Annotated in this window: 25 protein-coding genes; 17 read left to right on the top strand and 8 right to left on the bottom strand. The window is 69.4% G+C overall.

Annotated features, from left to right (window positions below):
• Positions 1-324: 324 nt before the first annotated feature.
• Entirely contained in the window at positions 325-1,107 is a 783-nt protein-coding gene (locus ACTWQR_RS05435) for an IclR family transcriptional regulator (RefSeq protein WP_443225734.1), read from the top strand.
• 5 nt (positions 1,108-1,112) lie between these two features.
• Here the strand turns inward: ACTWQR_RS05435 and ACTWQR_RS05430 are convergent, their stop codons facing one another.
• A complete protein-coding gene (locus ACTWQR_RS05430) occupies positions 1,113-1,922 on the bottom strand; it encodes a PaaX family transcriptional regulator (protein ID WP_443225733.1) in 810 nt (269 codons plus the stop codon).
• A gap of 182 nt (positions 1,923-2,104) precedes the next feature.
• Here ACTWQR_RS05430 and ACTWQR_RS05425 point away from each other — a divergent pair, with 182 nt between their 5' ends.
• Genes ACTWQR_RS05425 through ACTWQR_RS05395 form a run of 7 tightly spaced genes read left to right on the top strand, consistent with a single transcriptional unit; the run spans position 2,105 to position 10,826 of the window.
• The gene (locus ACTWQR_RS05425) at positions 2,105-3,622 is read left to right on the top strand and encodes an FAD-dependent monooxygenase (RefSeq protein ID WP_443225732.1); all 1,518 of its coding nucleotides are present in this window, start codon (positions 2,105-2,107) and stop codon (positions 3,620-3,622) included.
• On the top strand, positions 3,619-5,697 hold the full coding sequence (locus ACTWQR_RS05420) for an acetate--CoA ligase family protein (protein ID WP_443225731.1): 2,079 nt from the start codon (positions 3,619-3,621) through the stop codon (positions 5,695-5,697). The genes ACTWQR_RS05425 and ACTWQR_RS05420 overlap by 4 nt, the downstream gene beginning before the upstream one ends.
• 11 nt (positions 5,698-5,708) lie before the next feature.
• Positions 5,709-7,382, top strand: a complete 1,674-nt coding sequence (locus ACTWQR_RS05415; protein ID WP_443225730.1) for a (2,3-dihydroxybenzoyl)adenylate synthase — start codon at positions 5,709-5,711, stop codon at positions 7,380-7,382.
• Positions 7,372-8,499, top strand: coding sequence for a cupin domain-containing protein (locus tag ACTWQR_RS05410; protein ID WP_443225729.1), 1,128 nt, complete (start codon positions 7,372-7,374; stop codon positions 8,497-8,499). Before ACTWQR_RS05415 ends, ACTWQR_RS05410 begins: the two co-directional genes overlap by 11 nt.
• Positions 8,496-9,368 (top strand): fumarylacetoacetate hydrolase family protein, encoded by an 873-nt coding sequence (locus ACTWQR_RS05405; protein ID WP_443225728.1) that lies wholly within the window; start codon positions 8,496-8,498, stop codon positions 9,366-9,368. The genes ACTWQR_RS05410 and ACTWQR_RS05405 overlap by 4 nt, the downstream gene beginning before the upstream one ends.
• Positions 9,365-10,078: a maleylpyruvate isomerase family mycothiol-dependent enzyme gene (locus tag ACTWQR_RS05400; protein WP_443225727.1), complete on the top strand. Its 714-nt coding sequence runs from the start codon at positions 9,365-9,367 to the stop codon at positions 10,076-10,078. The genes ACTWQR_RS05405 and ACTWQR_RS05400 overlap by 4 nt, the downstream gene beginning before the upstream one ends.
• Positions 10,079-10,097: 19 nt before the next feature.
• Entirely contained in the window at positions 10,098-10,826 is a 729-nt protein-coding gene (locus ACTWQR_RS05395) for an alpha/beta fold hydrolase (protein WP_443225726.1), read from the top strand.
• A 251-nt stretch (positions 10,827-11,077) separates the two neighbouring features.
• On the opposite strand, the gene ACTWQR_RS05390 is transcribed toward ACTWQR_RS05395, so the two are convergent.
• Positions 11,078-11,641: a hemerythrin domain-containing protein gene (locus ACTWQR_RS05390; RefSeq protein WP_443225725.1), complete on the bottom strand. Its 564-nt coding sequence runs from the start codon at positions 11,639-11,641 to the stop codon at positions 11,078-11,080.
• A gap of 229 nt (positions 11,642-11,870) precedes the next feature.
• On the opposite strand from ACTWQR_RS05390, the gene ACTWQR_RS05385 reads away from it, so the two are divergent.
• Positions 11,871-12,416: a hypothetical protein gene (locus tag ACTWQR_RS05385; protein ID WP_443225724.1), complete on the top strand. Its 546-nt coding sequence runs from the start codon at positions 11,871-11,873 to the stop codon at positions 12,414-12,416.
• 222 nt (positions 12,417-12,638) lie between these two features.
• Here the strand turns inward: ACTWQR_RS05385 and ACTWQR_RS05380 are convergent, their stop codons facing one another.
• Positions 12,639-12,833 (bottom strand): DUF2795 domain-containing protein, encoded by a 195-nt coding sequence (locus ACTWQR_RS05380; RefSeq protein ID WP_443225723.1) that lies wholly within the window; start codon positions 12,831-12,833, stop codon positions 12,639-12,641.
• Positions 12,834-13,023: 190 nt separating this feature from the next.
• On the opposite strand from ACTWQR_RS05380, the gene ACTWQR_RS05375 reads away from it, so the two are divergent.
• The 3 genes from ACTWQR_RS05375 (at position 13,024) to ACTWQR_RS05365 (ending at position 14,575) form a co-directional block, all read left to right on the top strand.
• Positions 13,024-13,443: a CBS domain-containing protein gene (locus ACTWQR_RS05375; protein WP_443225722.1), complete on the top strand. Its 420-nt coding sequence runs from the start codon at positions 13,024-13,026 to the stop codon at positions 13,441-13,443.
• 50 nt (positions 13,444-13,493) lie between these two features.
• Positions 13,494-13,880 carry a DUF2267 domain-containing protein gene (locus ACTWQR_RS05370; RefSeq protein ID WP_443225721.1) on the top strand — a complete coding sequence of 129 codons (387 nt, stop codon included), beginning with the start codon at positions 13,494-13,496 and terminating at the stop codon, positions 13,878-13,880.
• A 263-nt stretch (positions 13,881-14,143) separates the two neighbouring features.
• Positions 14,144-14,575, top strand: coding sequence for a tetratricopeptide repeat protein (locus ACTWQR_RS05365; protein WP_443225720.1), 432 nt, complete (start codon positions 14,144-14,146; stop codon positions 14,573-14,575).
• 73 nt (positions 14,576-14,648) lie between these two features.
• Here ACTWQR_RS05365 and ACTWQR_RS05360 read toward each other — a convergent pair whose 3' ends face one another.
• From ACTWQR_RS05360 to ACTWQR_RS05350, 3 genes are all read right to left on the bottom strand, one after another.
• The gene (locus tag ACTWQR_RS05360; protein WP_443225719.1) at positions 14,649-14,801 is read right to left on the bottom strand and encodes a hypothetical protein; all 153 of its coding nucleotides are present in this window, start codon (positions 14,799-14,801) and stop codon (positions 14,649-14,651) included.
• 180 nt (positions 14,802-14,981) lie between these two features.
• Positions 14,982-15,608: a phosphatase domain-containing putative toxin gene (locus ACTWQR_RS05355; RefSeq protein ID WP_443225718.1), complete on the bottom strand. Its 627-nt coding sequence runs from the start codon at positions 15,606-15,608 to the stop codon at positions 14,982-14,984.
• A gap of 102 nt (positions 15,609-15,710) precedes the next feature.
• Positions 15,711-16,016, bottom strand: a complete 306-nt coding sequence (locus tag ACTWQR_RS05350) for a hypothetical protein (RefSeq protein ID WP_443225717.1) — start codon at positions 16,014-16,016, stop codon at positions 15,711-15,713.
• A gap of 791 nt (positions 16,017-16,807) precedes the next feature.
• On the opposite strand from ACTWQR_RS05350, the gene ACTWQR_RS05345 reads away from it, so the two are divergent.
• The 5 genes from ACTWQR_RS05345 (at position 16,808) to yjfF (ending at position 22,801) form a co-directional block, all read left to right on the top strand.
• A complete protein-coding gene (locus ACTWQR_RS05345) occupies positions 16,808-17,833 on the top strand; it encodes a LacI family DNA-binding transcriptional regulator (protein ID WP_443225716.1) in 1,026 nt (341 codons plus the stop codon).
• A 188-nt stretch (positions 17,834-18,021) separates the two neighbouring features.
• The gene (locus ACTWQR_RS05340) at positions 18,022-19,032 is read left to right on the top strand and encodes an ABC transporter substrate-binding protein (RefSeq protein ID WP_443225715.1); all 1,011 of its coding nucleotides are present in this window, start codon (positions 18,022-18,024) and stop codon (positions 19,030-19,032) included.
• Between the two features lie 108 nt (positions 19,033-19,140).
• On the top strand, positions 19,141-20,679 hold the full coding sequence (locus tag ACTWQR_RS05335; RefSeq protein WP_443225714.1) for a sugar ABC transporter ATP-binding protein: 1,539 nt from the start codon (positions 19,141-19,143) through the stop codon (positions 20,677-20,679).
• The gene (locus tag ACTWQR_RS05330) at positions 20,676-21,776 is read left to right on the top strand and encodes an ABC transporter permease (protein WP_443225713.1); all 1,101 of its coding nucleotides are present in this window, start codon (positions 20,676-20,678) and stop codon (positions 21,774-21,776) included. Before ACTWQR_RS05335 ends, ACTWQR_RS05330 begins: the two co-directional genes overlap by 4 nt.
• Positions 21,776-22,801 carry a galactofuranose ABC transporter, permease protein YjfF gene (yjfF, locus tag ACTWQR_RS05325; RefSeq protein ID WP_443225712.1) on the top strand — a complete coding sequence of 342 codons (1,026 nt, stop codon included), beginning with the start codon at positions 21,776-21,778 and terminating at the stop codon, positions 22,799-22,801. Before ACTWQR_RS05330 ends, yjfF begins: the two co-directional genes overlap by 1 nt.
• 62 nt (positions 22,802-22,863) lie before the next feature.
• Here the strand turns inward: yjfF and ACTWQR_RS05320 are convergent, their stop codons facing one another.
• Positions 22,864-23,706, bottom strand: a complete 843-nt coding sequence (locus ACTWQR_RS05320) for a carbohydrate ABC transporter permease (RefSeq protein ID WP_443225711.1) — start codon at positions 23,704-23,706, stop codon at positions 22,864-22,866.
• 3 nt (positions 23,707-23,709) lie between these two features.
• Positions 23,710-24,699: a carbohydrate ABC transporter permease gene (locus ACTWQR_RS05315; RefSeq protein WP_443225710.1), complete on the bottom strand. Its 990-nt coding sequence runs from the start codon at positions 24,697-24,699 to the stop codon at positions 23,710-23,712.
• Between the last annotated feature and the right edge of the window lie 361 nt (positions 24,700-25,060).

The following is a 25,060-nucleotide window of genomic DNA, read 5'->3' as shown; positions in this document are numbered from 1 at the left end:
CGGTGGATCTCTCGAGATCTCGGGATCTCGTACGCGATCGAAGTGGCGTGTGCAGTCGGGGTGCGGTGCCCGGCTCGGTGTGAGTGGCCGATGGGGATGACATGCGCGGGTGTGTGCGCCGTCGGACAGGCGGCTCGGACGGCTGCGAAACGGGCCGTCGGTGCGGCGGGGCGGTCGTGGGGAGGTGAACGCCACCGCTGACGCAGTTCACCAGAACGTAATGCGTTCCGCAATAGTGAATGTAAGATCTGTTTGCGAGGAGGCCGGGTCGGCCGCCTCGATAGGCTGAACGCTTCATGCACCGGCAGGGGAGAAGGCTGCGCTGTGACCACGACTGACCCCAGGGAGAACGGGGAGCGTCAGGGCATCCAGTCCGTCGAGATGGCGATGCGGGTCCTGCTGGCGCTGGAGACCGGCGGCGGCGCGCTGAGCCTTTCGGCGATCGCGCAGGCCAGCGGGATGCAGCCCAGCAAGGTGCACCGCTACCTCGTCAGCCTCGGCCGCATCGGCCTGACCTCGCAGGATCCCGCCTCCGGTCTCTACGACTTCGGGGCCGCGATGCGCCGCCTAGGTGCCGAGTCGCTGCGCCGCACCAACGAGGTGGCGGTGGCGAGCGGCCACGCGATGCAGTTGCGGGACCGCACGGGCCACTCCGTGAACCTCGCGGTCTGGGGGGACCGCGGGCCCATCGTGGTGAGCTGGGCATACGGCACCCGCCCGCTGCCCCTGACGGTGCGCGTCGGTGCCACGCTTCCTCTGCTCACGTCATCCGTGGGCCAGGTCTTCCTGGCCCACCTGCCCGAGAGCCTCACCGGCGAGGTGCTGGGCGGGGAACTGAGCGGCAAGGAGGCCGAGTGGCCGGCCGAGCGCCTCGCGGCGACCCGGGCACAGGTCCGTGAACAGGGGCATGTCGTGACGCACAGCGGGGTCATCCCGGGCATCGTCTCGGTCGCCGCGCCCGTCTTCGCGGCTAACGACCCGCTGCCGCTGGCCGTCTCCGTCGTACTGCCCGAAAGCCTCGCCACGCCGGAGCACCTCGCCGAGGTGACCGGCGAGCTGCGGAGCACGGTGACCGCGGCGTCGCAGGAGCTGGGGCACCTGTCGTAAGTGCCCTACTCGACGGGACGCGGACCGGCCACCTCGTCGTAGTAGGACTCTGCCGAAGGGCCGAGGATCTCGTGGGCCTCCAGGAACATCTCGTGCGCCTCGTGGCCCACCCAGCCCGCCGGGAGGAGTTCGGTCGGCAGGTCCGGGTCCCGGAAGGGGAACTTGCGGTAGTCGTACGTCAGCCGCATGCGTTCGACCAGCGCCTCCTCGGGGCTCAGATGCCCGTTCCGGTAGGACGGCATCCGGCTGCGGTAGGTGCGCAGCAGCTCGCGGTAGTCCTCGTTGAGGGCGGCTAGGTCCCAGCTGCGCGCCGCCATCTCGCGGTCGACGGGCAGCCCGCCGGACTGGCAGCGCAGGGTGTCCAGGCGTACGGCCGGCTCGTCCGCGAACTTCTCCCGGACCTGCTGGAGCCGGTCGTGCGGGGATACGTAGGTGGACGGAGCGAGCGGGCCGAAGCCGAGCCAGGCCAGTTCCTTGCGGATGCGGTCGCGGATGCCGCGCTCGGTCTCCGGGACCGAGTAGATGACCATGTACCAGTGCCGGTCCCAGTCGGACGGCGCCCGGTCGAAGATGCGTGAGCGGCCCTCGTCGAGGAGCTGGAGGCTGCGCTTGTTGAGCGCGTAGAGCGTCTCCCTGCCCTCGCGCCGCACGTCGAACCAGCCTTCCTTGCGCAGACGCGCGAGGACCACCCGCACCGTGCTCTCGCCGACCCCGAAGCAGCCCATCAGCGTGCTGAGGGTGCGCAGCCGGGCGGTGCCGCCGCGGTAGCGGACGTAGTCGCCGAACAGGTCGAAGACGATCGATCGAGGCTTCACGAAACCGACTATGTCACACGGACGGCCGTCGAGAAGACGGGTCATGCGGTTGGGAAAACCCGTGCCTCTGCACAAGAAACGACCCCATCAACGCGCAACAAATTATTGACGTCCGTGTATCCATTGACACAAGACGTTCGCGGGCTGAGTCTGGGCCTGTACTCGACGTGGAGGCAGGAACCATGGTTTCTCGGATCGCTTGCGTGGGAGGCGGCCCTGGTGGGCTGTTCTTCGCGGCGCTCATCAAGCAGGCCGATCCGTCGGTCCATGTGACGGTCTTCGAGCGGAACCGCGCGGAGGACACCTTCGGCTTCGGCGTGGTGTTCTCGGACGCGACCCTGGCCGCGATCCATGCGGCGGATCCGGTGCTGCGCACGGCTCTCGCCCAGGACGGCCGGCACTGGGACGACATCGAGGTGCGGCTGAAGGGACAGCGGATCCGGTGCGGGGGCAACGGCATGGCCGCCATCACCCGCAAGACCCTCCTCCAGTTGCTGCGCCGGCGGGCCGAGGAGGTCGGCGTCGAGCTCCGCTTCAGCCACGAGGTCCCCGCGGATCCGGCGCAGCTGGCCGACTACGACCTGATCGTGGCCGCCGACGGGGCGAACTCCCGGATCCGTGACCGGCTCGCCGACGTGCTCGTGCCGGAGGTGGAGGTCGCGACCGCGAAGTTCATCTGGTTCGGTACCGACTACCTCTTCGACGGCCTGACCTTCGTCCACGAGCACGGCCCGCACGGCACCTTCGCCGTGCACGGCTACCCGATCGGCGACGGCGTCAGCACCTTCATCGTGGAGACGGACGAGGAGTCCTGGCGGCGGGCCGGCCTCGACGAGTTCGACACCGCGCAGCCGCCGGGCCCGAGCGACGGCAAGAGCAAGCAGTACTTGGAGAAGCTCTTCGCCGAGCAGATCGACGGCCACGAACTGCTGGTCAACAACTCGCGCTGGGGCAACTTCCGCACCCTGCGCACCCACCGCTGGCACAGCGGCAACGTCGTGCTGCTCGGCGACGCGGCGCACACCGCCCACTTCTCCGTCGGATCCGGAACCAAGATGGCGATGGAGGACGCCGTCGCACTCGCCGACAGCCTCCTCGCCCACCGTGACGACCTGCCGAGCGCCCTGGAGACGTACGAGGCGGCGCGGCGGCCCTCGGTGGAGAAGATCCAGGGCTCCGCCCGGCCGAGCCTGTCCTGGTGGGAGCACTTCGGGCGCTATCACGACGCGTTCGAGCCGACGCGGTTCGCCTTCCACTTCATCTCCCGCAGCATCGGCAAGGAACGGATCGCGCGCCGCGACCCGGAGTTCGTCGAGCAGGTCGTACGGGACTGGCGGGCGGCGCACGCGGGTCTCGATCCCCTGGACACGCCGTTCAGGGAGTTCGACGGACGGCGGCTTACCGCGGCGGAGCTCGCGGCATTGCGTACCGAGGGGTGCCTGTGGCTCACCGCACCGGATGCGGAGGCCCAACTACCTCCCATCTATGACGAGTTGGCCGACGCCTTGAACAGTGACGCACCGCCGGACCTGGTCGCCGTGCAGGGCGGAACCCCGTTCACCCGGTCGCTGCTCGCGGAGCAGGCCCGGCTGGTGCACGGCGTACCCGTGCTGGTCGTGGAGGACGGGATGGACGACGACCGGGCCGAGACGCTGCTGCTGTCCGGGCGCGCCGATCTGGTGGGACAGGAGCAGGCATGACCATGAAGGCCAAAGCAGGCACGACCATGAACCTGACGCCGATGTTCGCGCCCGAGGGCGTGGTCGTCATCGGCGCCTCGCGGCAGAGCGGAAAGCTCGGCGCCGCCATGGCCCGGTCCCTGGCCGCCTTCCCCGGCGCCCGTGGCCTGGTCAATTCGCGCCGTCCCGACCCCGACGCGGGCGTGTACGCCTCGGTCGCCGAAGCGGTCGCGCACACCGCCGGACGGCTCGATCTGGCCGTCCTCTGCGTGCCCGCGGCCGGCAGTGCGGACGCGCTCGCCGAAGCGGCCGCCGCCGGCTGCCGTGCCGCGCTGGTCTGCGCCGGCGGTTTCGGCGAGGCGGGCCCGGAGGGCGAGGAACACGCGGACGCGGTTCGCCGCGTGGCCCAGGAGACCGGGATCCGGATCCTCGGCCCCAACACCTCCGGTTTCTTCGCCCCCCACCTGGGACTCACGGCAAGCTTCGTGCCCGCGGCGGGACAGATTCCGGCCGGTGACATCGCGGTGGTCGCGGCCAGCGGCGGCGTCAATCACGCGCTCTCCTTCGACCTGGTCGCCGCCGGGAACGGGATCAGCCTCGGCGTCGGCATCGGGGCAGGCCTCGACGTGACCGCCGCGGACGTTCTGGCACACCTCGTGTGGGACGGTCGTACGACGGCCGTGGCGCTGCATCTGGAGACGGTTCCGGACGGGCCGCGGCTGGTGAACGCCGTACGCCTGCTGGCCGCTGTCAAGCCGGTCGTCGCGCTGGTCGTCGGACGCAGTGACGTCGGTGACTTCGCCCGCTCGCACACCGGGGCGCTCGCCACCTCCTGGCGCATCACGCGGGCCGCGCTGCGGCAGGCCGGAGCGGTGGTCGTGGACGACGAACGGGAGATGGTGGACGCGCTCACCGCGCTCTCCCGCGTCCAGCTGCGCCCCCACCGGGACCCGGGCCTCGGCATCGTGACCGCTCAGGCCGGGCCGGGACTGCTGCTCGCCGACCGCGCGGGGGCCGACGGCATCCGGATGCCGGAGCTGACCGAGGCCACACAGGGCACGCTGAGCGAGCTCCTGCCCCCGCTCACCTACCAGCGCAATCCGGTCGACACCGGCCGGCCCGCCGAGACCTTCGCCCGCGTACTCGCCGCCACGGCCGCGGACGAGGCGGTGGACCTGCTCGCCGTCTACGCCCTGACCGAGCCCGACAGCGTCGACCTCGCCTCGGCCGCCCAGGACGCCGGACTCGGAGCGGACTCCCCGGCCGTCGTGGTCGTCGGGGGCCTGCCCGAGGACGTCGCCGAGCAGCGGGCGCGGCTGCACAAGGCGGGAATTCCGGCGCTGACCGGACCGGCCTCTGCCGCGGCTGCCGTACGAGCACTGGTGACGCATGCGCGACAGCGGGCCGTGGGCGCCGACGCGCCCGCGCCGGAGACAGCCGCCGCCTCCGTGCCTTCCGGCCGGCTGGACGAGGACGCCGCCAAGACCTTCCTCACCGGGCTGGGCATCGACACCCCGGACCGCGTCGCCTGCGACTCCCGCGGCCACGCCCACTACGCCCTGCGCCTGCTGGGCGGGCCCGTCGCGGTCAAGGTGCTCGACGCGGCGATCCTGCACAAGACGGAGATCGGCGGGGTCCACCTCGGCGTGCGCACCGCCGACGAACTCGACGCGGCGCTGGACGCCATCGGTCCCGACCAACGCTACCTGGTGGAGGCCATGGCCCCGGCGGGCGTCGACCTCGTGCTCGGCGTGCGACGGGACCCCGTGTTCGGGCCGGTCGTCCTCGCGGGGCTGGGCGGCACGGCCGCCGAGGCGCTCGCCGACGTGGCGATACGACTCGCCCCGCTGTCCGCCGTCGAGGCCGCCTCGATGCCCGACGACCTGGCCGCCCGCGCACTGCTCGACGGCTGGCGCGGCGGGCCCGTACTGGACCGCGCCGAGTTCGGACGGGTCGCCGCCGCGCTCGCCGCCGCCCTGGCGGCGAGCCCGGACACCGCCGAGATAGAGATCAATCCGCTGCGTCTCACCGCCGACGGGCTGATCGCACTGGACGCCGTGATCGTCCCCACCGCTCCACCCGCACAGGACCGCTAAGGAGAACGACCATGCCCAGGCCGAGCAGCAAAGGCGCTGTGCCCTGGCCCGCGGAGTACGCCAGGCGCTACGCCGACAAGGGCTACTGGGAGGGCCACGCGATCGGTGACCGGCTGCACGCCGCCGCTGACGCCGCTCCCGACGCGGTCGCACTCGTCGACGGCGACCGGCGGCTGACGTACCGTCAACTCGCCGAGCGCGCCGACGCCACCGCACTGCGCCTCGCCGCGCTCGGGCTCCGCCCGGACGACCGGCTCGTGGTGCAGCTGCCCAACACCGCCGAGTTCGCGATCCTCACGTACGCCTGTCTGCGCCTCGGCGTCATCCCGGTGATGGCGCTGCCCGGACACCGCAGACACGAGGTCGGTTACCTGGTCGAGCACAGCGAGGCGGTCGCCGTGGCCGTCCCCGACTTCCTCAAGGGCCACGACCACCAGGCGATGGCTTTCGACATCGCCGAGGACTCGCCAACTCTCCGGCATGTTCTGGTCCTTGGCGACAAGGTCGGTGAGGATGCCGTGGATCTGCGGGAGTCGTGCTCCGCTCCGGGCACTCCGGCAGACCGGGCAGCCGTGGACGCGTACCGGCCCGACAGCAGCTCGATCGCGGTCTTCCTGCTCTCCGGCGGCACCACCGGACTGCCGAAGCTCATCGCCCGTACGCACGACGACTACGTCTACAACGCCCGCCGCAGCGCCGAGGTCTGCGCATTCGGCGCGGACACGGTGTACTTCGCCGCCCTGCCCCTCGGGCACAACTTCCCGCTCGCCTGCCCCGGCCTGCTGGGCACGCTGCTGAACGGCGGCCGGGTGGTCCTCGGCTCCCCCAACCCGGAGAAGGCGTTCCCGGTCATCGAGCGCGAGGGCGTCACCGCGAGCGCCCTGGTCCCCGCCATCGCCCAGGCCTGGCTGGACCACCACCAGGAAAATCCGGGGACCGACCTCGGGTCCCTGCGCGTCCTCCAGGTCGGTGGATCCCGGCTGGCCGACCACGTCGCCCGCCGGGTACGCCCGGAACTGGGCTGCACGCTCCAGCAGGTGTTCGGCATGGCCGAGGGGCTGCTCAACTACACGCGCCTGGACGACCCGGAAGACGTCATCTGTACGACGCAGGGGCGCCCCATGTGCGAGGACGACGAACTCCTCGTCGTCGACGAGCTGGGCGCCCCGGTCCCCGACGGCACACCCGGTGTGCTGCTCACCCGCGGCCCCTACACCCCCCGCGGCTACTACCGCGCCGAGGAACAGAACGCCCGCGCGTTCACCGAGGACGGCTGGTACCGCACCGGCGACATCGTGCGGCTGCTGCCCGACGGCAACCTCGTCGTCGAGGGCCGCGACAAGGACATGATCATCCGGGGCGGGGAGAACATCTCCGCGGAGGAGATCGAGAACTTCGCCTACCAGGCCCCGGGCGTCGCCCGTGCCGCCGCCGTGGCGATGCCCGACCCCCGACTCGGCGAGCGGGTCTGCCTCTACGTCGTACCGGAAGCGGGGCACACGGTGGCCCTCGACGACGTCCACCAGGTCATGGAGCGCGCCGGTGTCGCCCGCTTCAAGTTCCCGGACCGGCTGGTGACCGTACCCGAACTCGCCGCCACCAAGGTCGGAAAGATCGACAAGAAAGCCCTGCGCGCCGACATCACGCGCCGACTCGACGCCGAAGGAACCCCCGATGACCAGTGACACCGACGTCAGGGCGCCCGTCATAGCCCCGGAGGAGACGGACCCCGAACTCCGGAAGCTGTACGACGGCTTCGCGACGGCCGGACTCATCCCGCTGTGGACCGAGATCGGCAACCTCATGCCGATGACCCCGCAGCCCGAGGCCGTGCCGCACGTCTGGCCGTGGGAAACCCTGCTCCCGCTCGCCCGCCGGGCCGGCGACCTGGTGCCGGTGGGGCGCGGCGGTGAGCGCCGCGCGATCGCGCTCGCCAACCCCGGTCTACCCGGCCGCCCCTATGCAACTCCCAATCTGTGGGCGGCGGTTCAGTACCTGGGCCCGCGCGAGGTGGCGCCCGCGCACCGCCACTCGCAGGGCGCGTTCCGGTTCATCCTGGAGGGCGAAGGCGTGTGGACCGTCGTCAACGGCGACGCGGTCGAGATGCGCCCCGGCGACCTGCTGCTCACCCCGTCGATGCACTGGCACGGCCACCACCACGTCGGCGACGAGCCGATGGTCTGGCTGGACGGCCTCGACATCCCGCTCGTGCACCGCCTCGACGCCGGTTTCTTCGAGTTCGGCGAGGACGGGGTGTCGGACCGGTCGACCCCGTCGCGGTCGCGGAACGAGCGGCTGTGGGGACACCCGGGGCTACGGCCGATCGGGGCCCCGGACAGTCCCAACTCCCCTCTCATGGCCTACCGGTGGGCCGACACGGACAACGCGCTCACCGCCCAGCTGGAGCTGGCGGACGAGGGACACCCGGGCGTCATCGAGCCCGGCCACGCCGGGATCCGCTTCACCAACCCCGCCACAGGGCGCGACGCCCTCGCCAGCCTGCGCACGGAGATGCACCGCATGCGGGCGGGCGCGCGGACCGCCACCCGACGCACGGTCGGTTCCTCCGTCTGGCAGATCTTCCGCGGCAGCGGCGCGGTCACCCTCGACGACCGCGTGATCGAGGTGGCCGACGGTGACCTGATCGCCGTCCCCTCCTGGTGCGCGCTGACCATCGCCGCGCACACGCAGCTCGACCTGTTCACCTTCAACGACGCGCCCCTCTACGAGGCGCTCAACCTCGCCCGCACCGAAACGACCGAGCCCGAAACGGCCCAGAACACCGGGAGCACCACCTCATGAAGCTCGCCACCATCCGCACCGCGAACGAGGTGAGTTGGGGGTCCCCCCGGCCGAAGGCTGGGGGAGGCACGGCAGCCGTCCGCCTCGACGGCGACCGGGCAGTGGAGGTCGGTGCCCCCGACGTCGCCGCCCTGCTGCGCCGCCCCGACTGGCGTACGTACGCGGCCGCCGCCGACGGTCCGACGCACGACGTGGCGGCCCTCGACCTCGCCCCGGTCGTCACGACCCCGGCCAAGATCTTCTGCGTGGGCCACAACTACCGTGCCCACATCGCGGAGATGGGCCGCGAGATGCCGTCGTACCCCGCTCTCTTCGGCAAGTTCGCCAACGTCCTGCTCGGAGCCCGCGACGACGTAGTCCATCCGGGCGAGACGGAGCAGCTGGACTGGGAGGCCGAACTCGGCTTCGTCATCGGCTCCCGGCTGCGCCGCCGGGCCACCAAGGAAGAGGCGGCGGCCGCGATCGCCGGCTACACGGTCGTCAATGACATCTCCATGCGGGACTGGCAGTGGCGTACCCCGCAGTGGCTGCAGGGCAAGGCGTGGGAGGCCAGCACCCCGGCCGGGCCCTGGCTGGTCACGGGCGACGAGATCGACGACGCGGCCGATCTGGAGATCCGTCTCGAGGTGGACGGCGAGGTCATGCAGCGCTCGCGCACGTCCGACCTGCTCTTCACTCCGGCGGACATCGCCGCGTACCTCAGCACGTTCACGACGCTGGAACCTGGCGACCTCGTTCTCACCGGTACGCCGGGCGGGGTGGGCGCGGCCCGCGATCCCAAGGTGTTCCTGAAGCCCGGACAGGTCGTACGGACCGTGGTCGAGGGGATCGGGGAGTGCGTGAACACCATCGTCGAGGACAAGCCGTGACCCGGCTGGACTGGGTGGAGGAGGGGCAGCTCGCGCTGCGGCAGGCGGCCGACGCGCTGCCCGCCGACGCGGTGACCGAGCCGTCCGCCCTCCCCGGCTGGACCCGCGGCCACCTGCTCACCCACCTCGCCCGCAACGCCGACGCCCTGGTCAACCTGCTGACCTGGGCCCGGACGGGGATCCGTACACCCATGTACGACTCGCCGGACCAGCGCGTCACGGACATCGAGGCCGGCGCCGGACGTTCCCTGGCCGAACAGCAGGCCGACGTGGTGGAGTCCGCCGCCCGCTTCCGGAAAGCCGCCGAGGCACTCTCACCCGAGGCCTGGTCGGCCACCGTCGTCAGCGCGCAGGGCCGCGAGATCCCGGCGTCGGAGGTGCCGTGGCTGCGGGCTCGCGAAGTGTGGATCCACCTGGTCGACCTCCGAGTGGGCGTCGGCATGGACGCGCTGCCGCCCGACTTCGCCTGGGCCCTCGTACGCGATGTGGCCGGCTGGATGTCGGCCCGTATCGCCCCGGGTGCCGGCGCCGAACTGTCGGCGGACGGCCACGACCCCGTCCTCCTGGGCACGCCCGCCCCCGGCGTCACGGTCACCGGATCGCCGTACGCCCTGGCCGCCTGGCTCACCGGCCGCAGCGATACCGGTGAACTGCACATCACCGGTGAACTCCCTGAAATTCCACGCTGGCTGGAGCCTTCGCGTGGCTGATCGATCAAAGGAGATCGACATGAGCGAGACCTTCGTCCTGGTGACCGGAGCCTGTCACGGCGGATGGGCCTGGCGCCCGGTCGCGGCGGAGCTGAGAGCCGCCGGGCACCAGGTGCACACCCCCACCCTGGCCGGGCTGGGCGCCGACGACGACCCGCGCGGCGTGACCCTCACCGACTGTGTGAACAGCCTCGTGGACTACGTCGAGCGTGCCGGGCTGACCGACATCACCCTGCTCGGCCACAGCTGGGGCGGCTTCGTCCTGACCGGCGCGGCGCCGAAGCTCGAAGCCCGGATACGGCGCCTGGTGTTCTGGAACGCGTTCGTCCCGAACGACGGCGAGTCCCTGATCGACGCGTGCCCGCCGCACTACGGCGAGATGTTCCTCGGCGTGGCGGCCGCCTCCGGCAACGACACGGTGACGTTCCCGTTCGAGGTCTTCCAGCAGGCGTTCATGCAGGACGCCAGTGAGGAGACGCAGCGCCTGATCCACTCCCTGCTCGTTCCGCAGCCCCTGGGCACCTTCACCGAGAAGGCGGACACGACGGCGTTCGCCGCGCTCGACATCCCCACCGCCTACATCCTGTGCACCGAGGACCTCGCCCTTCCCGGGGAGTGGGCCTGGGCCGACCGCTTTCTGCCACGGCTCAAGAGCCCGCTGGTCATCGAGACCCCGGGCAGCCACGAGGCCCTCTTCACCCGTCCCGCCGAACTGGCCGACGCGTTCGTCCGGGCCTGCGCGGCCTAGAGCGGCTCACCGCGTCCTGCACCGCTGTACCGAGAAGGGGCGCCTGACCTGCGTGGCCGAGGTCAGGCGCCCCTCTCGTGCCGCTGGGAGAAGCAGAGCCTCCGCTGCGAAGAGGCAGCGTCGGGTTGTCGTGTTGCTCCTTGATCGGGTGGAGTGGCGGGTGCCGACCGAGCCGGCGGATCACGGAGGCGCCACCGTTTCGCCAGGCCGGGGGCTCCCCTGAATCGGCGGTCGGCGCCGTCTGAACGGTCTCAGCTCTCCTTGCCGCGGCCGGACAGCGCGTCGCGCATCCGATCGACGAGCCCGACCCCGGGAGCGAGAAGCTTGTTGGCGGGGGGCTTGTCGGGGGCGGACGGGTGGGGACGGGTCGGTGCCGTCTTCTTGGCCTGCCGAACCTTGTCACCCAGCTCGTTCAGCACGTCCGCGGAACAGGACTCGCGCAGCCGGAGGAAGAGGTTGCCCTCCTCGTCCGTGATGTGCTCCCTGATCTCCGTCATGAGCTTGCTCATCAGCCGATCGAAGTCGGGGTCGTCCGCCGCGCACCCTTCCAGGTCCTTCATGATGCGTTCGGCGGCGGCGTGGTCCGACAACTCCTTGTCGGCGAGCGCATCACCGTTCGGGATGTGCTCGCGGACCGCCGGGTAGAGGTACGCCTCCTCCGCCACCGAGTGCCGGACCAGTTCCATCGTGGCCTGATCCGCGAACAGCTTTCGCTGAGGATCGCCCGAGGGCAGCTCCTCGATATTCGTGAACAGCTCCTCCACCTCCTGGTGGTCGGTGGTCAATTCGCTGATGACGTCTCCGCCGTGTCCCATTCCGTGGCTCCTTTACGTTTGTCATGGCCTCGCGCTCTTTCGAAGGCCTCTCCGGACGTCAGTGAAGCTCTTTCGAGATCACGCTCCGGGTCATTGCCGCCCCCGAGGGCGTGGCGGCTGCCGGATGTGTCCCAAACCACGTCTTCCGCGTGGTCCGTGCCATTTCCCTCGACGCGCGCGCGAGATAGCGTCCCAGTTCCCATATCCCAGTAATTCGAACGGCTCAGTGGTGCCCGCAGATCTCTCCCCGCTCATCGCAGCGACCGCTCAGTGGCTGACGCGCGCCTATCCGGCAGGTGGCGGTGCGCTGGACTCCGCCCTTGCCGAAGTGCAGGCCCGGCAGGCCGTGACCGTCGCCGCGTGGCTGCGCTACCCGACGTCGATGGACGCCGCGCTGGTCGGCATGGCGGGACCGGGCGGCTCCGAGCGGCTCGACTGGATCACGGGTGCCGACAGTGCGACGGACACGACCTGGACCGAGGACGTGGCGCGGTACGCGTGGCGTACCTGGGTGGACGAGGTCGTGGCGAGCTGGGCGGCGTGCCTGCTCACCGAACCGGCGCTGGCGGCGATGGCGGTGACCGCGGTCGCCGCTGGCGACCGCATGACAGGGCTGCCGATCGACTTCCGGCGGCTGGTCTCACCCGACGAACGCGACCTCCGGGCGGCGGCGCTGCTGCGCCACCCCGACCTCCTCGCCCCCGTGGCCGACCTCCATCGGACCGCTCTCCTCGCCCACCTCCACCTCGGGCCGGGGCAGGCCCTGACTGCCTGAGAGCGGAGCCCCCCGGGGCGTACACCTGCATCGGCATACGAGCAGTGGGTGGGCGTGCGGTCGCCGCCGACGCGAGGAGCGGCGCTGTCTGCCGGCCGGTGATTGCACGCCGCTCAGGACTACAGGACTTCTTGAACGTCTGTGTGAGCCACCAGGATTCTCCTCACTGACGGAGATCCATGGCCGTGGCCGTGGGTCAGGTGAGTGCGGTGAGCGCGCCCGTCAAGCAGACTCGAAGACTGCCCGGCTGACGGCGTCGGGGCCGTCGAACTCCTTGTCGGGCAGCGACTCGATGCGCTCCACCAGGGCGGTGTCGGCGCCGTGGTCCTGAGCGAGCTGCACCAGGTCCTTTCGGCCGGTCGGGTACTCCGCACCCTTGAGCGCCTTCTGCAGATCGATGGGACTGATCGTGGCCATCTCGCACCTCCCAAAGAGTCTGTCGCCTCGGACGTACGCGGGTACCCCCCCCGCATCAGGGCTCCATGCGGGAACCACGGACGGATGCCGTGCGTCCGGCGGAGCGCTGAGTGGGCGCGGCCCTCAGGGGTACTGGGCTGGGCAGCGGCGGCCGCCGCGGTCGCCGCAGGACCGACCGAGGAGGACCGCGATGGCCCAGCAAGTCCGCGAGATCATGACGAGCGCACCCGTCTCGGTGGGCGCGCTCACCGCAGTCAGCGAGGTGGCGCATCGCATGCGCGACGAGGACATCGGCGCCGTGCTCGTCACCGAGGGCGATCGGTTGCGTGGATTGGTGACCGACCGCGACCTGGTGATACGCGTGCTCGCCGAGGAGAAGGACCCGGGCGACACGACCGTTCAGGAGGCGTGCAGCCCTGAGCTCGTGACCGTCGAGCCAGACGACGAGGTCGGCCACGCGGTGCAGTTGATGCGCGAGCACGCGCTGCGCCGGCTGCCGGTGGTCGAGGGCGACCAGGCCGTGGGCATGGTCGCTCTCGCCGACCTGGCGATCGAACGCGATCCCCAGTCCGCCCTCGGCGACATCAGCGCCGCGGCCCCCAACAAGTGACCTCTCAGACATCCCATCAGAACCCGGCATCCCACCAGAAAGTGAGATCCATGTCGTACGGAGAGTTCCTCTCCCAGGTGCGGGAGCGGGGCGGGTACGAGGACACGGCCGAGGTGGCCCGCACCGCCGAGGCCGTCGTGTCCGCGCTGGGCAGCCGCATGCAGCCCGACGCGGCACGCAAACTCGCCGACCAGCTCCCGAAGGAGCTCGCGACCGCCCTCACCGCCGAGAACAGGCCTGCGGCGACCTGGGGGGTCCACGAGTTCGTACAGCATGTCGCCGAAACCACCGGGAGCGGCGAAGAGGAAGCCCGCCGGCACACGCAATGCGTGCTGACCGTGCTCGGCGAGACGGTATCGGGAGGCGAACTGAACAAGCTCATCAGTGGTCTTCCCGCCGGGTACGCCGAGCTCCTTGGCCATCCGGAGCTCACGTAAGCGGCAGGCAGCCAGACGGAACAACTCAACGGAAAGACCAGACGGAAAAAGGGGTCCGGAGGCAGCACCACCTTCCGGATCCCTGGCTCGTGAGGCCGCGAAGTCGGGTACGCCGGGGCACGCCCGCTGCCGGCCCTGGCCGCCTGCGGCTCGGCTCGGCTCGGATCAGGGGAATGCCCTCTTGCAGTTGAACGTTCAATCGCGTGAAGGCTCCGCGACGCCAGTGAACGGATGTCGCAAGTGATGCCGGGAGAGGAACTTCAGTGATCGACAACTTCAACGACTATCAGCCGGACGGCACGCCCGCCGCCGACCGCTGGGCAACCGCCCTGCACCTCTTCGACAACGGCGTAGGTGTGCCTCACGAGGAGACCACCGCCGAACGCTGGGAGCGCGCCGGGCTGCTCTTCGAGGCCAAGGACTACATCACGGCCGCCAAGTTGCTCACCGCAGTCGTCGAGGAAGTCCCTGAGCAGACCGCCCCGCGGCTGCTGCTGGCCCGCGCCTACTACCACTCGGCGCAGCTGCGGCGAGCAGAGGAGCAGCTGCGCAAGGTCATCGACCGCGACCCGGTCGAGCACTACGCCCACCTCATGCTCGGCCGCACGCTGGAACGTCAAGGGCGGGCGGACGAGGCCGCGCCGTGGCTGCGCATGGCCGCCGCCTTCTCCGGTGAACTCGCTGTCGACGGCTGAACGGCAACTGTGGTACATGCATGTGACACGTATGAATTCACTTGAATTCACTCATGTGTCGCGTACGAATTCACTATGCGGTGGTGGCATCGGCGGAAATCCGGCGCCACCACCGTTGGCCGTAGAGCTGCGGTCGGGGCAGCGCCGCGATTTTGCCGCCGACGCGTCCCGTGCGGCTCGCGGCGAGCACGGCGTCGACGCGCGCGAGACCTGCCGATAATTTCACTGATCTCAGTGATTCCATGCCCGCACTCTTTTCAGAGCTTCGTGAAAAGAGCGCGAATCGGCGATTCCGGAAGTCGTCACGATGCGGCCTGCGCTTCCCGGGCCGGCCGGCCGATGAGCTGGTCCCGCATCCGCGCTGGTCCCGCATCCGTACGAAGCTGCGCCAGGCCTGACCGGCGCCCTACAGCGAGGCCTTGATGCGGCGGGGCGCGTCGAGGATGCGGCTGAGTGCCTCGACCGCGGCGGGCGGCTGCTGGGAGTGGTCCCGGCCCGCGGAAAGGACGTAGTAGACCTGCTCGATGGAGGGTGGGCCTATCGCGAGGGTCCTCAGGGCTGCCTGGTGGGAGTTGGCCTGATCGGTGCGAACCAGGTAGGCGGCGCTCATCGAGCCGGTGCGGCCCACTCCGGCGCCGCAGTGCACGAACACCGGCCCGTCGGCGGTCCGCACGGTCCTGAGGAAGGAGTCGACCTGCGCGGATGTGGGCGTCTGTCCGTCCCTGATCGGCATGCGGACCGTGGTGAGGCCGGCCTTGGCCGGTTCGGCGAGCTCCCGGGCCGAGAGGTTCTCGGCGCGCAGGTCGACGACGGTGCGTACGCCGCGGTCCGCGAGAGCCCGGTAGCCGGCCTCGTCCGGGGCGGAGCCGCGCCAGAGGCGGTCGTCGACCGACTCGAAGTGGTTGATTCCGGAGAGGCGGGTGCCGGTCGGGGCTTCCTTGCCGGCCCATACGTGCACGCCGAGCATGCCCACGGTGGCGGCCAGCCACAGTGCCGCGTAGCCGAGCAGGCACAGGCCGCCGATCTTGGCCACCCTACGGACGAGCGGGGGAACGGTGGGAAGCGCAGAACGGAGCTTCGCCGACATGAACGGCACAGACATCACCTCTCAGGTGATATCCACGCTAACCCGGCATTACGTTGGTTTTCGTAAGTGTGAGCGAAGGCATAGGTCGGCGGGCAGCGGGTCGGCGCCGGATGGCCGGTGGGTGGTGGCCAGTGGACGACTGGTGATCAGCGGGCGCGGGCGGCGGTTGCTCGACGGGCAGCAGGCCGAGGTCAGTACCGGTTCGACCAAGCTCAGCGCGACGGCCCGGCCCAGTACCCGCAGCGTGCCGTGCAGGGCGACGTTGTGCAGGGCGACGAGCAGACTTACGCCGGCTTGCTGCCGGATGCCCAGGGACCACTGGGTGAGGGACACCAGCGCATACGTGCTCGTCACCGCCGTGTGCTTCGTCGTACCGAGGCCGGCCTTCTCCGGCGCCCCAGGGCGTGGACCCGGTACGATTTTTTTTTGTCGGTCGTGAACCCGGGACCTCTGTCTGCCTCGAGCCTGGCACCGCCGCCGCACAGGCCGGTGCCCGGTACAGGCGGCGGTTGGCCGCCGGGAGTCGTCGTCCTCTCCACGGGCCCACCACCCGTGTCGTACGTGCGCCGTCGCCAAGTCGACTGCGGCGGCTGCCAGTTGGCCCCTGACTGTGAGCTGATGACCGTCGGTCGTCGGCGAAGCATCAGCACCGCCGGGGAGGGGTGCGCTCCTCCGGCTGGAACCGAGCCGCAACGACGTCCGATATTTCGGTCGTGGTTCGAAGTTTCGGTGCTGAAAATAGGGCCATGCCTCATGCGCGTCAATACCTTCGCGGGACTGTTCACATGCTTCGGTCACGTTACTCAAACGTGACGCCCTCCTTCTGCGTCACCCCTTGACCGGCATGAATTGTTAGCGCTCACAATGACCTCCGCATCGCATGAACCGACATCCGGCCGACATCCAGGGAGGTACGACCGTGCTGTTCGCAGTGCCACAACTCGCCTCCGTGGTCGGTGTCGTAAGGTTCGCGGCCATCCGCACAGGACGATTCCCCGTCCGGACCGGGGGAGGCGGCACGCTCGGAGAGTTACCCGGCCACCCGGTGGACCGGTTGCCGCGGAGGGGGGTCGGGCCCTGCCTCACGGACATGTCCACCCACGTCACAGGTCTTTTCGGTATACGACCGCCAAGGAGGTGCGGCCATGACACAATCACAGCTTCGGCCGCCCACCATGGCCGATGTCGCGCGACTGGCGGGCGTGTCCCACCAGACCGTTTCCCGCGTTCTGGGCGATCACCCCAACGTGCGGGACGAGACACGGGCCAAGGTGCTGCACGCGATCGAGGAAATGGGCTACCGTCCCAACTCCTCCGCACGGGCCCTGGCCACCCGCCGCACCCGCACTCTGGGTGTGGTCGCCTCGAACACGACGCTGTACGGTCCGGCCAGCACGTTGTTCGCGCTCGAGGAGGCGGCCCGGGCCGAGGGCTACCTCGTCTCGACCGTGAGTCTGCGCGAGATGACTGTCTCCACGTTCTCCGAAGCCCTTGATCACCTCAGGGACGGCGGAGTCGAGGGAGTGGTCGCCATCGCGCCGCGCCAGTCGGCGGTCGCCGCCCTCGCCGAACTCCGCCACCCTTTCCCGGTGGTGACCGTCGGGAGCGGGCACGGCCTGGGAATCCCCAGCGTCAACGTGGACCAGCGGCTGGGCGCACGGCTGGCCACCGGGCATCTGCTGGCCGCCGGGCACCGCAAGGTCTGGCACCTCGCCGGACCCGAGGACTGGCAGGAGGCGGCGGACCGGGTCGCCGGATGGCGGGCGACCCTGGAGGCGGCGGACATCGAGGCGCCGCCCCCACTGAGCGGGGACTGGAGTCCGCTGTCGGGCTACCGGGCAGGCCAGGAACTGGCCGGCTGGGTGGGCCGGGGGCTGACCGCGGTCTTCGTGGCCAACGACCAGATGGCGCTGGGGGTGTTGCGGGCGCTTCGGGAAGCGGGCGTGCGAACTCCCCGGGACGTCGCGGTGGTCGGCTTCGACGACATCCCGGAGTCGGAGTTCTTCGCCCCGCCGCTCACCACCGTCCGGCAGGACTTCTCTGCGGTGGGCAAGCGGAGCATCGCCCTTCTCCTGGACCTGATCGAGGGCCGGTCCTCCACCGGGGCGTCCCGGATCCTCATCGAACCCCAACTCGTCGTCCGCGCCAGCAGCTCCCCGCATCCACCCTGATGCCGGACCCCCTCAACCCCCTCCCTGACGAGACATCCACCGCATCTGTCCCCAACCCAGCGTGATCGATATTTCGAACGATGATCGACAGGCTGGACGCAGTGCAGTCTGTCCCGTCGAGTAACTGAGTAACCGAGTAACCGAGTACCAGCGGGCCCTCACGGGCCGGCTCTTCAAAGGAGAAGAACATGCTCAACAGACGCAACTTCCTCACCGCGGCGGTCGGCGTGGCGGCAGCGGGCGGCCTGGCGGCCTGCGCCAAGGAGGACGACAGCGCCTCGGACTCCGCCGGCGGCAGCGGCGGCGGCAAGAAGATCACCCTCGGTTTCTCCCAGGTCGGCTCGGAGAGCGGCTGGCGCAGCGCCAACACCGACTCGGTGAAGGCAGCGGCCAAGGAGGCGGGCTACACCCTCAAGTTCTCCGACGCGCAGCAGAAGCAGGAGAACCAGATCTCCGCGATCCGCAGCTACATCACCCAGGGAGTGGACGTCATCGCCTTCTCGCCGGTGGTCGTCACCGGCTGGGACGCGGTGCTGAAGGAGGCCAAGGCCAAGAAGATCCCGGTGGTCCTCACCGACCGCTCCGTCGAGACCTCCGACCCGTCCCTGTACGTCACGCTCGTCGGCTCGGACTTCACGGACGAGGGCAGGCGCGCGGCCAAGATCCTGGAGAAGGTCCTCGAGACGGCCGGCCACAAGGGTGCCGTGAAGATCGCACAGCTGGAGGGCACCACCGGTGCCGCCCCCGCGATCGAGCGTGCCAAGGGCTTCAAGGAGGTCATGGACGCCGACCACAAGGACGACTGGAAGATCGTCGTCAGCCAGACCGGTGACTTCACCCGCGCCGGCGGCAAGCAGGTCATGGCGGCCTTCCTGCAGTCCAACCCGGACATCAACGTGCTCTACGCGCACAACGACGACATGGGCATCGGTGCCATCCAGGCCATCGAGGCGGCCGGCAAGAAGCCCGGCAAGGACATCCTGATCGTCACGGTCGACGGCGTGAAGGACGGCTTCGTGGCCATGTCCGAGGGCAAGATCAACGCCATCGTCGAGTGCAACCCGCTGCTCGGCCCCCAGCTGATGGAGGTCGTACAGAAGGTCAAGGACGGCGAGAAGGTCGAGCGCTGGATCAAGACCGAGGAGAGCGACTTCATGCAGGACCAGGCCAAGGCCGCGCTCCCCGAGCGCAAGTACTGACCGACCGCACCCACCGGCAGGGAGCCTCCGCCCGACCGACCCCTCCGTCCGGAGGGCGGTCCAGGGGGCTCCCTGCGGGCCTGAACGAAATCCATGAGGAGCGCTGCCATGGCAGAGCCGCTGCCCGTCCTGGAGATGACGGGCATAGTCAAAGAGTTTCCGGGGGTACGGGCTCTGTCGGGTGTCGACTTCCGGCTCTTCCCCGGCGAGATCCACGCCCTGATGGGCGAGAACGGGGCCGGGAAGTCCACCCTCATCAAGGTGCTGACCGGCGTCTACTCGCTGGACAGCGGCACGATCACCCTCGACGGGACGTCTGTGCGGATCGACAGCCCGCTGCAGGCGCAGCAGGCCGGCATCAGCACGGTCTACCAGGAGGTGAACCTCTGCCCCAACCTGTCGGTGGCGGAGAACATCTTCATCGGACGTGAACCCACCCGCTTCGGCCGCATCCAGTGGAGCCGCATGCGCCGGGAGGCGGCGGAGCTGGTCGACCGGCTCGGCCTCGACATCGACGTGACCGCGCCCCTGTCCTCGTACCCGCTGGCCGTGCAGCAACTGGTCGCGATCGTACGGTCCGTGGGCACCGGCGACAGCGACGGCGCGGGAGCCGGCACCAAAGTGCTGGTCCTCGACGAACCGACGTCCAGTCTCGACCGCGACGAGGTCCTCGAACTGTTCCGCCTGATGCGGCAGTTGAGGGACGAAGGCGTCGCGATCCTGTTCGTCTCGCACTTCCTCGACCAGATCTACGAGATCTGCGACCGGATGACCGTCCTGCGCAACGGCACCCTCGTCGGCGAGCACATGGTCAGCGACCTCGACCAGGTCGGACTGGTCCAGCTGATGATCGGCAAGGCCCTGGACCAGCTGGAGGAGCTGCACGACCACCAGCTGCACGCCGACGTCGGCGAAACACTGGTGCGCGCCGACGGCCTCGGCCGGACCGGTGCCATCGCCCCCTTCGACATGGAGATCAAAAAGGGCGAGGTCGTCGGACTGGCCGGACTGCTCGGCTCGGGCCGTACCGAACTCGCCCGGCTGCTCTTCGGCGCCGACCAGCCGGACAGCGGCAAGGTCACCATCGGCGGCAAGCCGGTCTCGATGAGCGCCCCGAACGACGCGATCGGCGCCGGCGTCGCGTTCTGTTCGGAGAACCGCAAGGCCGAGGGCCTGGTACCGGATCTGACGGTGCGGGAGAACATCATCCTCGCCCTGCAGGCCTCGCGCGGCTGGATCCGGCCCATCCCGGCCGCACAGCGCGACGAACTCGTCGCCAAGTACATCAAGGCGCTGGACATCCGCCCCGCCAACCCAGAGGCCCGAGTGGGCCAACTCAGCGGCGGGAACCAGCAGAAGGTGCTGCTCGCCCGCTGGCTCATCACCCAGCCGAAGCTGCTGATCCTGGACGAGCCGACGCGCGGCATCGACGTCGGCGCGAAGGCGGAGATCCAGAAACTCGTGGTCTCGCTCTCCGAGGAGGGCATGGCCGTGCTGTACATCGCGGCCGAGCTGGAGGAGGTACTCCGGCTCAGTCACACCATCGGAGTGCTGCGTGACCGCAAGCTCGTGGCGCAGCTCGCCAACGGGCCCGAGATCACCCCCACCCGGATCCTGGAGACCATCGCGAGCGGAGAGCACCAGTGACCACCACTGCCCGATGGCGAGCACTGACGCAGCATCACCTCTTCTGGCCGGTCGCCGTGCTGGTCATCCTGCTGCTCGTCAACGTTCCCTTCACCCCCGACTTCTTCTCGATCAAGATGACGGACGGCCACCTCTACGGCAGTCTCGTCTCGATCGTGCTGTTCGGCTCGCCCCTCATCCTGGTGGCCGTCGGCATGACCCTGGTCATCGCCACCGGCGGCATCGACCTCTCGGTCGGCGCGGTGGTCGCGATCACCGGCGCACTGACCTGTTCGTACATCAGTGACCAGGCCGACCAGGGCGCCCTCTCCGGGGTGCTCCTCGCGATGGCCCTGGGTCTGGTGGCCGCGGTCGTCTGCGGCCTCTGGAACGGCTTCCTGGTCGCCAGGATGGGCATCCAGCCGATCATCGCCACGCTGATCATCATGGTCGCAGGGCGCGGTGTCGCCCAGCTGATCACCGACGGGCAGATCATCACCGTCAACAGCGAGCCGTACAAGCTGATCGGCGGCGGCTACTGGCTGACGCTGCCCTTCTCCATCTTCGTGGTGGCTGCGGTCGTGGCCGTCACTGTGGCGCTGACCCGCCGCACGGCGCTCGGCCTGCTCGTCGAGTCGGTCGGCGGCAACGCCGAGGCGAGCCGGCTTGTGGGCATCAGGTCCATGCGCATCAAGATCATGGTCTATGTGTTCTGCGCGGTGTGCGCGGGCATCGCGGGTCTGATGATCAGCTCCAACACCTCGGCCGCGGACGGCAACAACGCCGGCCTGTGGATCGAGCTGGACGCGATCCTCGCCGTGGTGATCGGCGGCACGTCGCTGCTGGGCGGCCGGTTCTCCATCGGCGGCACGGTGGTCGGCGCCCTCGTCATCCAGACCCTGACCACCACGATCTACACCATCGGTGTACCGACGCAGACCAACCTGGTCTTCAAGGCCGCCGTCGTCATCATCGTCTGCCTGATGCAGTCCCCGAAGTTCCGCGCCAAGGTGTTCGGCTCCAGGAACTTCGGCGCGAAGGGAGGCGGCAAGCAGGCCGCGACTCCGGCGGAGCCCGCCGCAGCGACCGAGGCCGCTCCCAAGATGGAGGTGTCGTGATGAGCACGACCACCCAGAAGCCCAAGGCGCCCGACAGCCGCACGATGCCCAGCAGGGCCGCGCGTGTGCTCGGCGACCGGCGACTGCCCGTCCTGGTGACGGCCGGACTCTTCCTCGTGATGTACGTCATCGGTCTGAGCCGGTATCAGAACTACGGGTTCGGCGAGACACAGGTCTTCATGAACCTGTTCATCGACAACGGCTATCTGCTGGTCGCCGCCGTCGGTGCCACCTTCGTCATCCTGTCCGGCGGCATCGACCTCTCCGTCGGTTCCGTGATCGGCTTCACGACCATGTTCACGGCATGGCTGGTGGAGCGTCAGGGACTGCCGATCCTGGTGGTGATACCCATGGCCCTGGCCGTGGGCGCCTTCGGCGGCTTCCTGATGGGCTATGTGATCCACAACTTCGAGATCCAGCCCTTCATCGTGACTCTCGCCGGCCTCTTCCTCTTCCGGGGCCTGTGCCTGGTCATCAGCAAGGAGTCGATCTCCATCAGCGACTCCTCCGTGAGCAGCATGGCCCAGACACAGGTGTCACTGGGCGGGGCCTTCCTGTCGATCGGAGCCATCGTCGCGCTGGTCGTCCTGGCCGCCGCGTTCTACGTACTGCACTACACCCGCTTCGGACGCCGGGTGTACGCCATCGGCGGCAACGAGCAGTCGGCCATGCTGATGGGTCTCCCGCAGGGCGGCACGAAGATCGCCGTGTACACGATGAGCGGCTTCTGCTCGGCGCTCGCGGGGCTTCTCTTCACCCTGTACATCCAGTCCGGTGACCCCCTGCACGCCACCGGCATGGAGCTCGACGCGATCGCCGCGGTCGTCATCGGCGGCACGCTGCTCACCGGCGGCTCCGGCTATGTGCTGGGCACCCTGTTCGGCGTGCTGGTCCTCGGCCTGATCAAGAGCATCATCCAGTTCGAGGGCACGCTCAGCTCCTGGTGGACGAAGATCGCCACGGGTGTGCTGCTGTGCGCCTTCATCCTGATCCAGCGGGCGATGACGACGCGGAAGAAGACCTGACCCGTCAGTTCGTTCACGCCGACGGCCCGCCCCCGAGCTCGGGGGCGGGCCGTCGGCGTGGGTCAGCCCTTGACGGCGGAGCTGGCGACGCCCTGGACGAACCAGCGCTGGAAGAAGGCGAAGACCACCAGTACGGGCAGGACCAGGAGGACGCCGAAGGCGAGGATCTGGCCCCAGTCCGGGGGCTGTTGGCCCTGGAAGACGCTCATCTCCAGCGGCAGCGGGCGCACCGACGGGTCGGAGACCATCAGCACCGGCCACAGGAACGAGCCCCACTGGATGAGGAAGGTCAGGATCGCGACCGAGGCGAAGGCCGGCTTGCTCATCGGGACGATGATCGCGAAGAAGGTGCGCCAGGGGCCCGCCCCGTCGATCCGGGCCGCTTCCTCGATGCTCGGCGGGATCTGACGGAAGAACGTGTGGAACTGGTAGACCGAGAAGGCGTTGGCGATGAACGGGAGCGCCAGGATGTAGAGCGTGTTGCGCTGGTCGTTGAACATGTAGAAGAGCGGCACGGCCACCGACTCGAACGGAACCAGCATCAGCAGCAGGACGAGCGTGAAGACCGCTTCCCGGCCGCGCCACTTCAGCCGCGAAAGCCCGTACGCCGCCATCGAGTTGACGAACAGACCCCCCGTCACCACCACGAACGCCAGCAGCAGTGAGACGCCCATGAAGCGCCAGAAGTAGCCGGTGCTGTCGGAGTTGAGGCTGTCGAGGACGGCGGAGTAGTTGTCGAAGGACAGGTTGGTCGGGAGGAAGCCGGACAGGCCGTTGAGGACCTCGTCGGACGGCTTGAGGCTGCCCAGGAACAGGTAGATCACGGGCAGTACGAAGACGAAGGCCAGCACGCTGAGTACGGCGTAGTCCATGAAGCGGCGCAGGGGCGTAGGGGTCGTGCCCATGGGTCAGTCCTCGTTTCCGGGCCGGACGACGCGGCGCTGGATGAGCGTCAGGACGACGACGATCAGGAAGAAGACGACGGTGATCGCGGACGCCTGGCCGATGTTGTTCTGGTCGAAGGCGGTGGTGACGGCCTGGTACATCACGGTGCGGGTGGCGTCCTCGTCCAGGCCGCCGCCGCGGACGAGGACGTACACCTGGTCGAAGACCCGGAAGGAGAGCACCGAGGTGAGCATGGCCACGAAGACGAGGGTGCCGCGGATGCCGGGCAGGGTGACGTGGCGGAACTGCTGCCAGCGGCCGGCACGGTCGAGTTCGGCGGCCTCGTAGAGCTCACCCGGGATCTGCTGGAGACCGGCCAGGAGGATGACCATCTGGAAGCCGACGCCCTGCCAGATGGACAGCACGATGATCGAGCCCATCGCGGTGGCGCCGTCACCGAGCCAGTCGAAGGCGCCCCAGTTGCCGAAACTCACCGCGTCCAGCGCGGAGTTGAGCATGCCCTGGTCGCTGCGGGCCAGGATGAGGCGCCAGATCACGGCGACCAGCGCCATCGGGAAGACGACCGGCATGAAGAAGAGGGACCTGAACAGGCCGATGGCCTTGAGCTTGCGGTTGAGCAGGATCGCCAGGGCCAGCGCCAGGGCCGTCTGCACGGGTACGACGACCACGGCGAAGGTCAGGTTGTTGAGCAGGGCCCGCAGGAACGGTCCGGACAGGTCGGGGTCGGTGAACAGCCGCCGGTACTGCTCCAGGCCGAAGAAGGTGGGCTGCAGCGGGGAGCCGAGGCGGACGTTGTAGAAGGAGAGCACCACGGCGTAGCCGAACGGCACACCGACGAAGGCGATGAGGCCGACGACGGCCGGGGCGGACATGAGCAGTCCGTGCAGCCAGTCACGGTTCTTGCGGCCCGCTCGCCTCGAAGGCACTGGCTTCGTGTCTGTCTCTGGCTGAGTTTTCTCCGCGGCAGGGGGCGCGGCGTATGCGGGTTCCATGGTTTTCGTCCTGTTCATGCGAGGGAGCCAGGCGTTCACTCGTGCGAGGGAATCGTCTTCCTCTGCCGTCCGGCCGCTCGGCGGACAGGTAGGTTCTGCGTATCCGTCCGTGAGCTTGGAAGGCACGAACCGGCTTGCCGGGGACACGGTTTTGTACGGCGTTGACCGGGCGGGTGTCGTTGGGCTTGTCCCAGCGTGGGGCCCTGTCAACGGTCCCGCACCACGTTGGTGGTGGATGCGACCCGTGGCCGTCCTGTCGTAGGGGCAGCCGCGAGCGCGACAAGGTGTCACGAAGCCGAGCCGACGAGTTCGGGCCGTTGGCGGCCGAGAAGTTGACGGGAGGGTCCTGTTCCGGGCGGGG

The organism is Streptomyces sp. 2A115, from assembly GCF_052245575.1.
Classification (GTDB): Bacteria; Actinomycetota; Actinomycetes; order Streptomycetales; family Streptomycetaceae; genus Streptomyces.
This window is presented reverse-complemented; position numbering and strand designations above follow the sequence as displayed.

Excerpts from the sequence above, each read along its gene's own strand:
- ACTWQR_RS05415 (WP_443225730.1), top strand. The coding sequence starts at position 5,709 with ATGCCCAGGCCGAGCAGCAAAGGCGCTGTGCCCTGGCCCGCGGAGTAC.
- ACTWQR_RS05410 (WP_443225729.1), top strand. The coding sequence starts at position 7,372 with ATGACCAGTGACACCGACGTCAGGGCGCCCGTCATAGCCCCGGAGGAG.
- ACTWQR_RS05425 (WP_443225732.1), top strand. The coding sequence starts at position 2,105 with ATGGTTTCTCGGATCGCTTGCGTGGGAGGCGGCCCTGGTGGGCTGTTC.
- ACTWQR_RS05375 (WP_443225722.1), top strand. The coding sequence starts at position 13,024 with ATGGCCCAGCAAGTCCGCGAGATCATGACGAGCGCACCCGTCTCGGTG.
- ACTWQR_RS05320 (WP_443225711.1), bottom strand. The coding sequence starts at position 23,706 with ATGGGCACGACCCCTACGCCCCTGCGCCGCTTCATGGACTACGCCGTA.
- ACTWQR_RS05335 (WP_443225714.1), top strand. The coding sequence starts at position 19,141 with ATGGCAGAGCCGCTGCCCGTCCTGGAGATGACGGGCATAGTCAAAGAG.
- ACTWQR_RS05405 (WP_443225728.1), top strand. The coding sequence starts at position 8,496 with ATGAAGCTCGCCACCATCCGCACCGCGAACGAGGTGAGTTGGGGGTCC.
- ACTWQR_RS05390 (WP_443225725.1), bottom strand. The coding sequence starts at position 11,641 with ATGGGACACGGCGGAGACGTCATCAGCGAATTGACCACCGACCACCAG.
- ACTWQR_RS05345 (WP_443225716.1), top strand. The coding sequence starts at position 16,808 with ATGACACAATCACAGCTTCGGCCGCCCACCATGGCCGATGTCGCGCGA.
- ACTWQR_RS05315 (WP_443225710.1), bottom strand. The coding sequence starts at position 24,699 with ATGGAACCCGCATACGCCGCGCCCCCTGCCGCGGAGAAAACTCAGCCA.
- ACTWQR_RS05380 (WP_443225723.1), bottom strand. The coding sequence starts at position 12,833 with ATGGCCACGATCAGTCCCATCGATCTGCAGAAGGCGCTCAAGGGTGCG.
- ACTWQR_RS05420 (WP_443225731.1), top strand. The coding sequence starts at position 3,619 with ATGACCATGAAGGCCAAAGCAGGCACGACCATGAACCTGACGCCGATG.
- ACTWQR_RS05340 (WP_443225715.1), top strand. The coding sequence starts at position 18,022 with ATGCTCAACAGACGCAACTTCCTCACCGCGGCGGTCGGCGTGGCGGCA.
- ACTWQR_RS05395 (WP_443225726.1), top strand. The coding sequence starts at position 10,098 with ATGAGCGAGACCTTCGTCCTGGTGACCGGAGCCTGTCACGGCGGATGG.
- ACTWQR_RS05370 (WP_443225721.1), top strand. The coding sequence starts at position 13,494 with ATGTCGTACGGAGAGTTCCTCTCCCAGGTGCGGGAGCGGGGCGGGTAC.
- yjfF (WP_443225712.1), top strand. The coding sequence starts at position 21,776 with ATGAGCACGACCACCCAGAAGCCCAAGGCGCCCGACAGCCGCACGATG.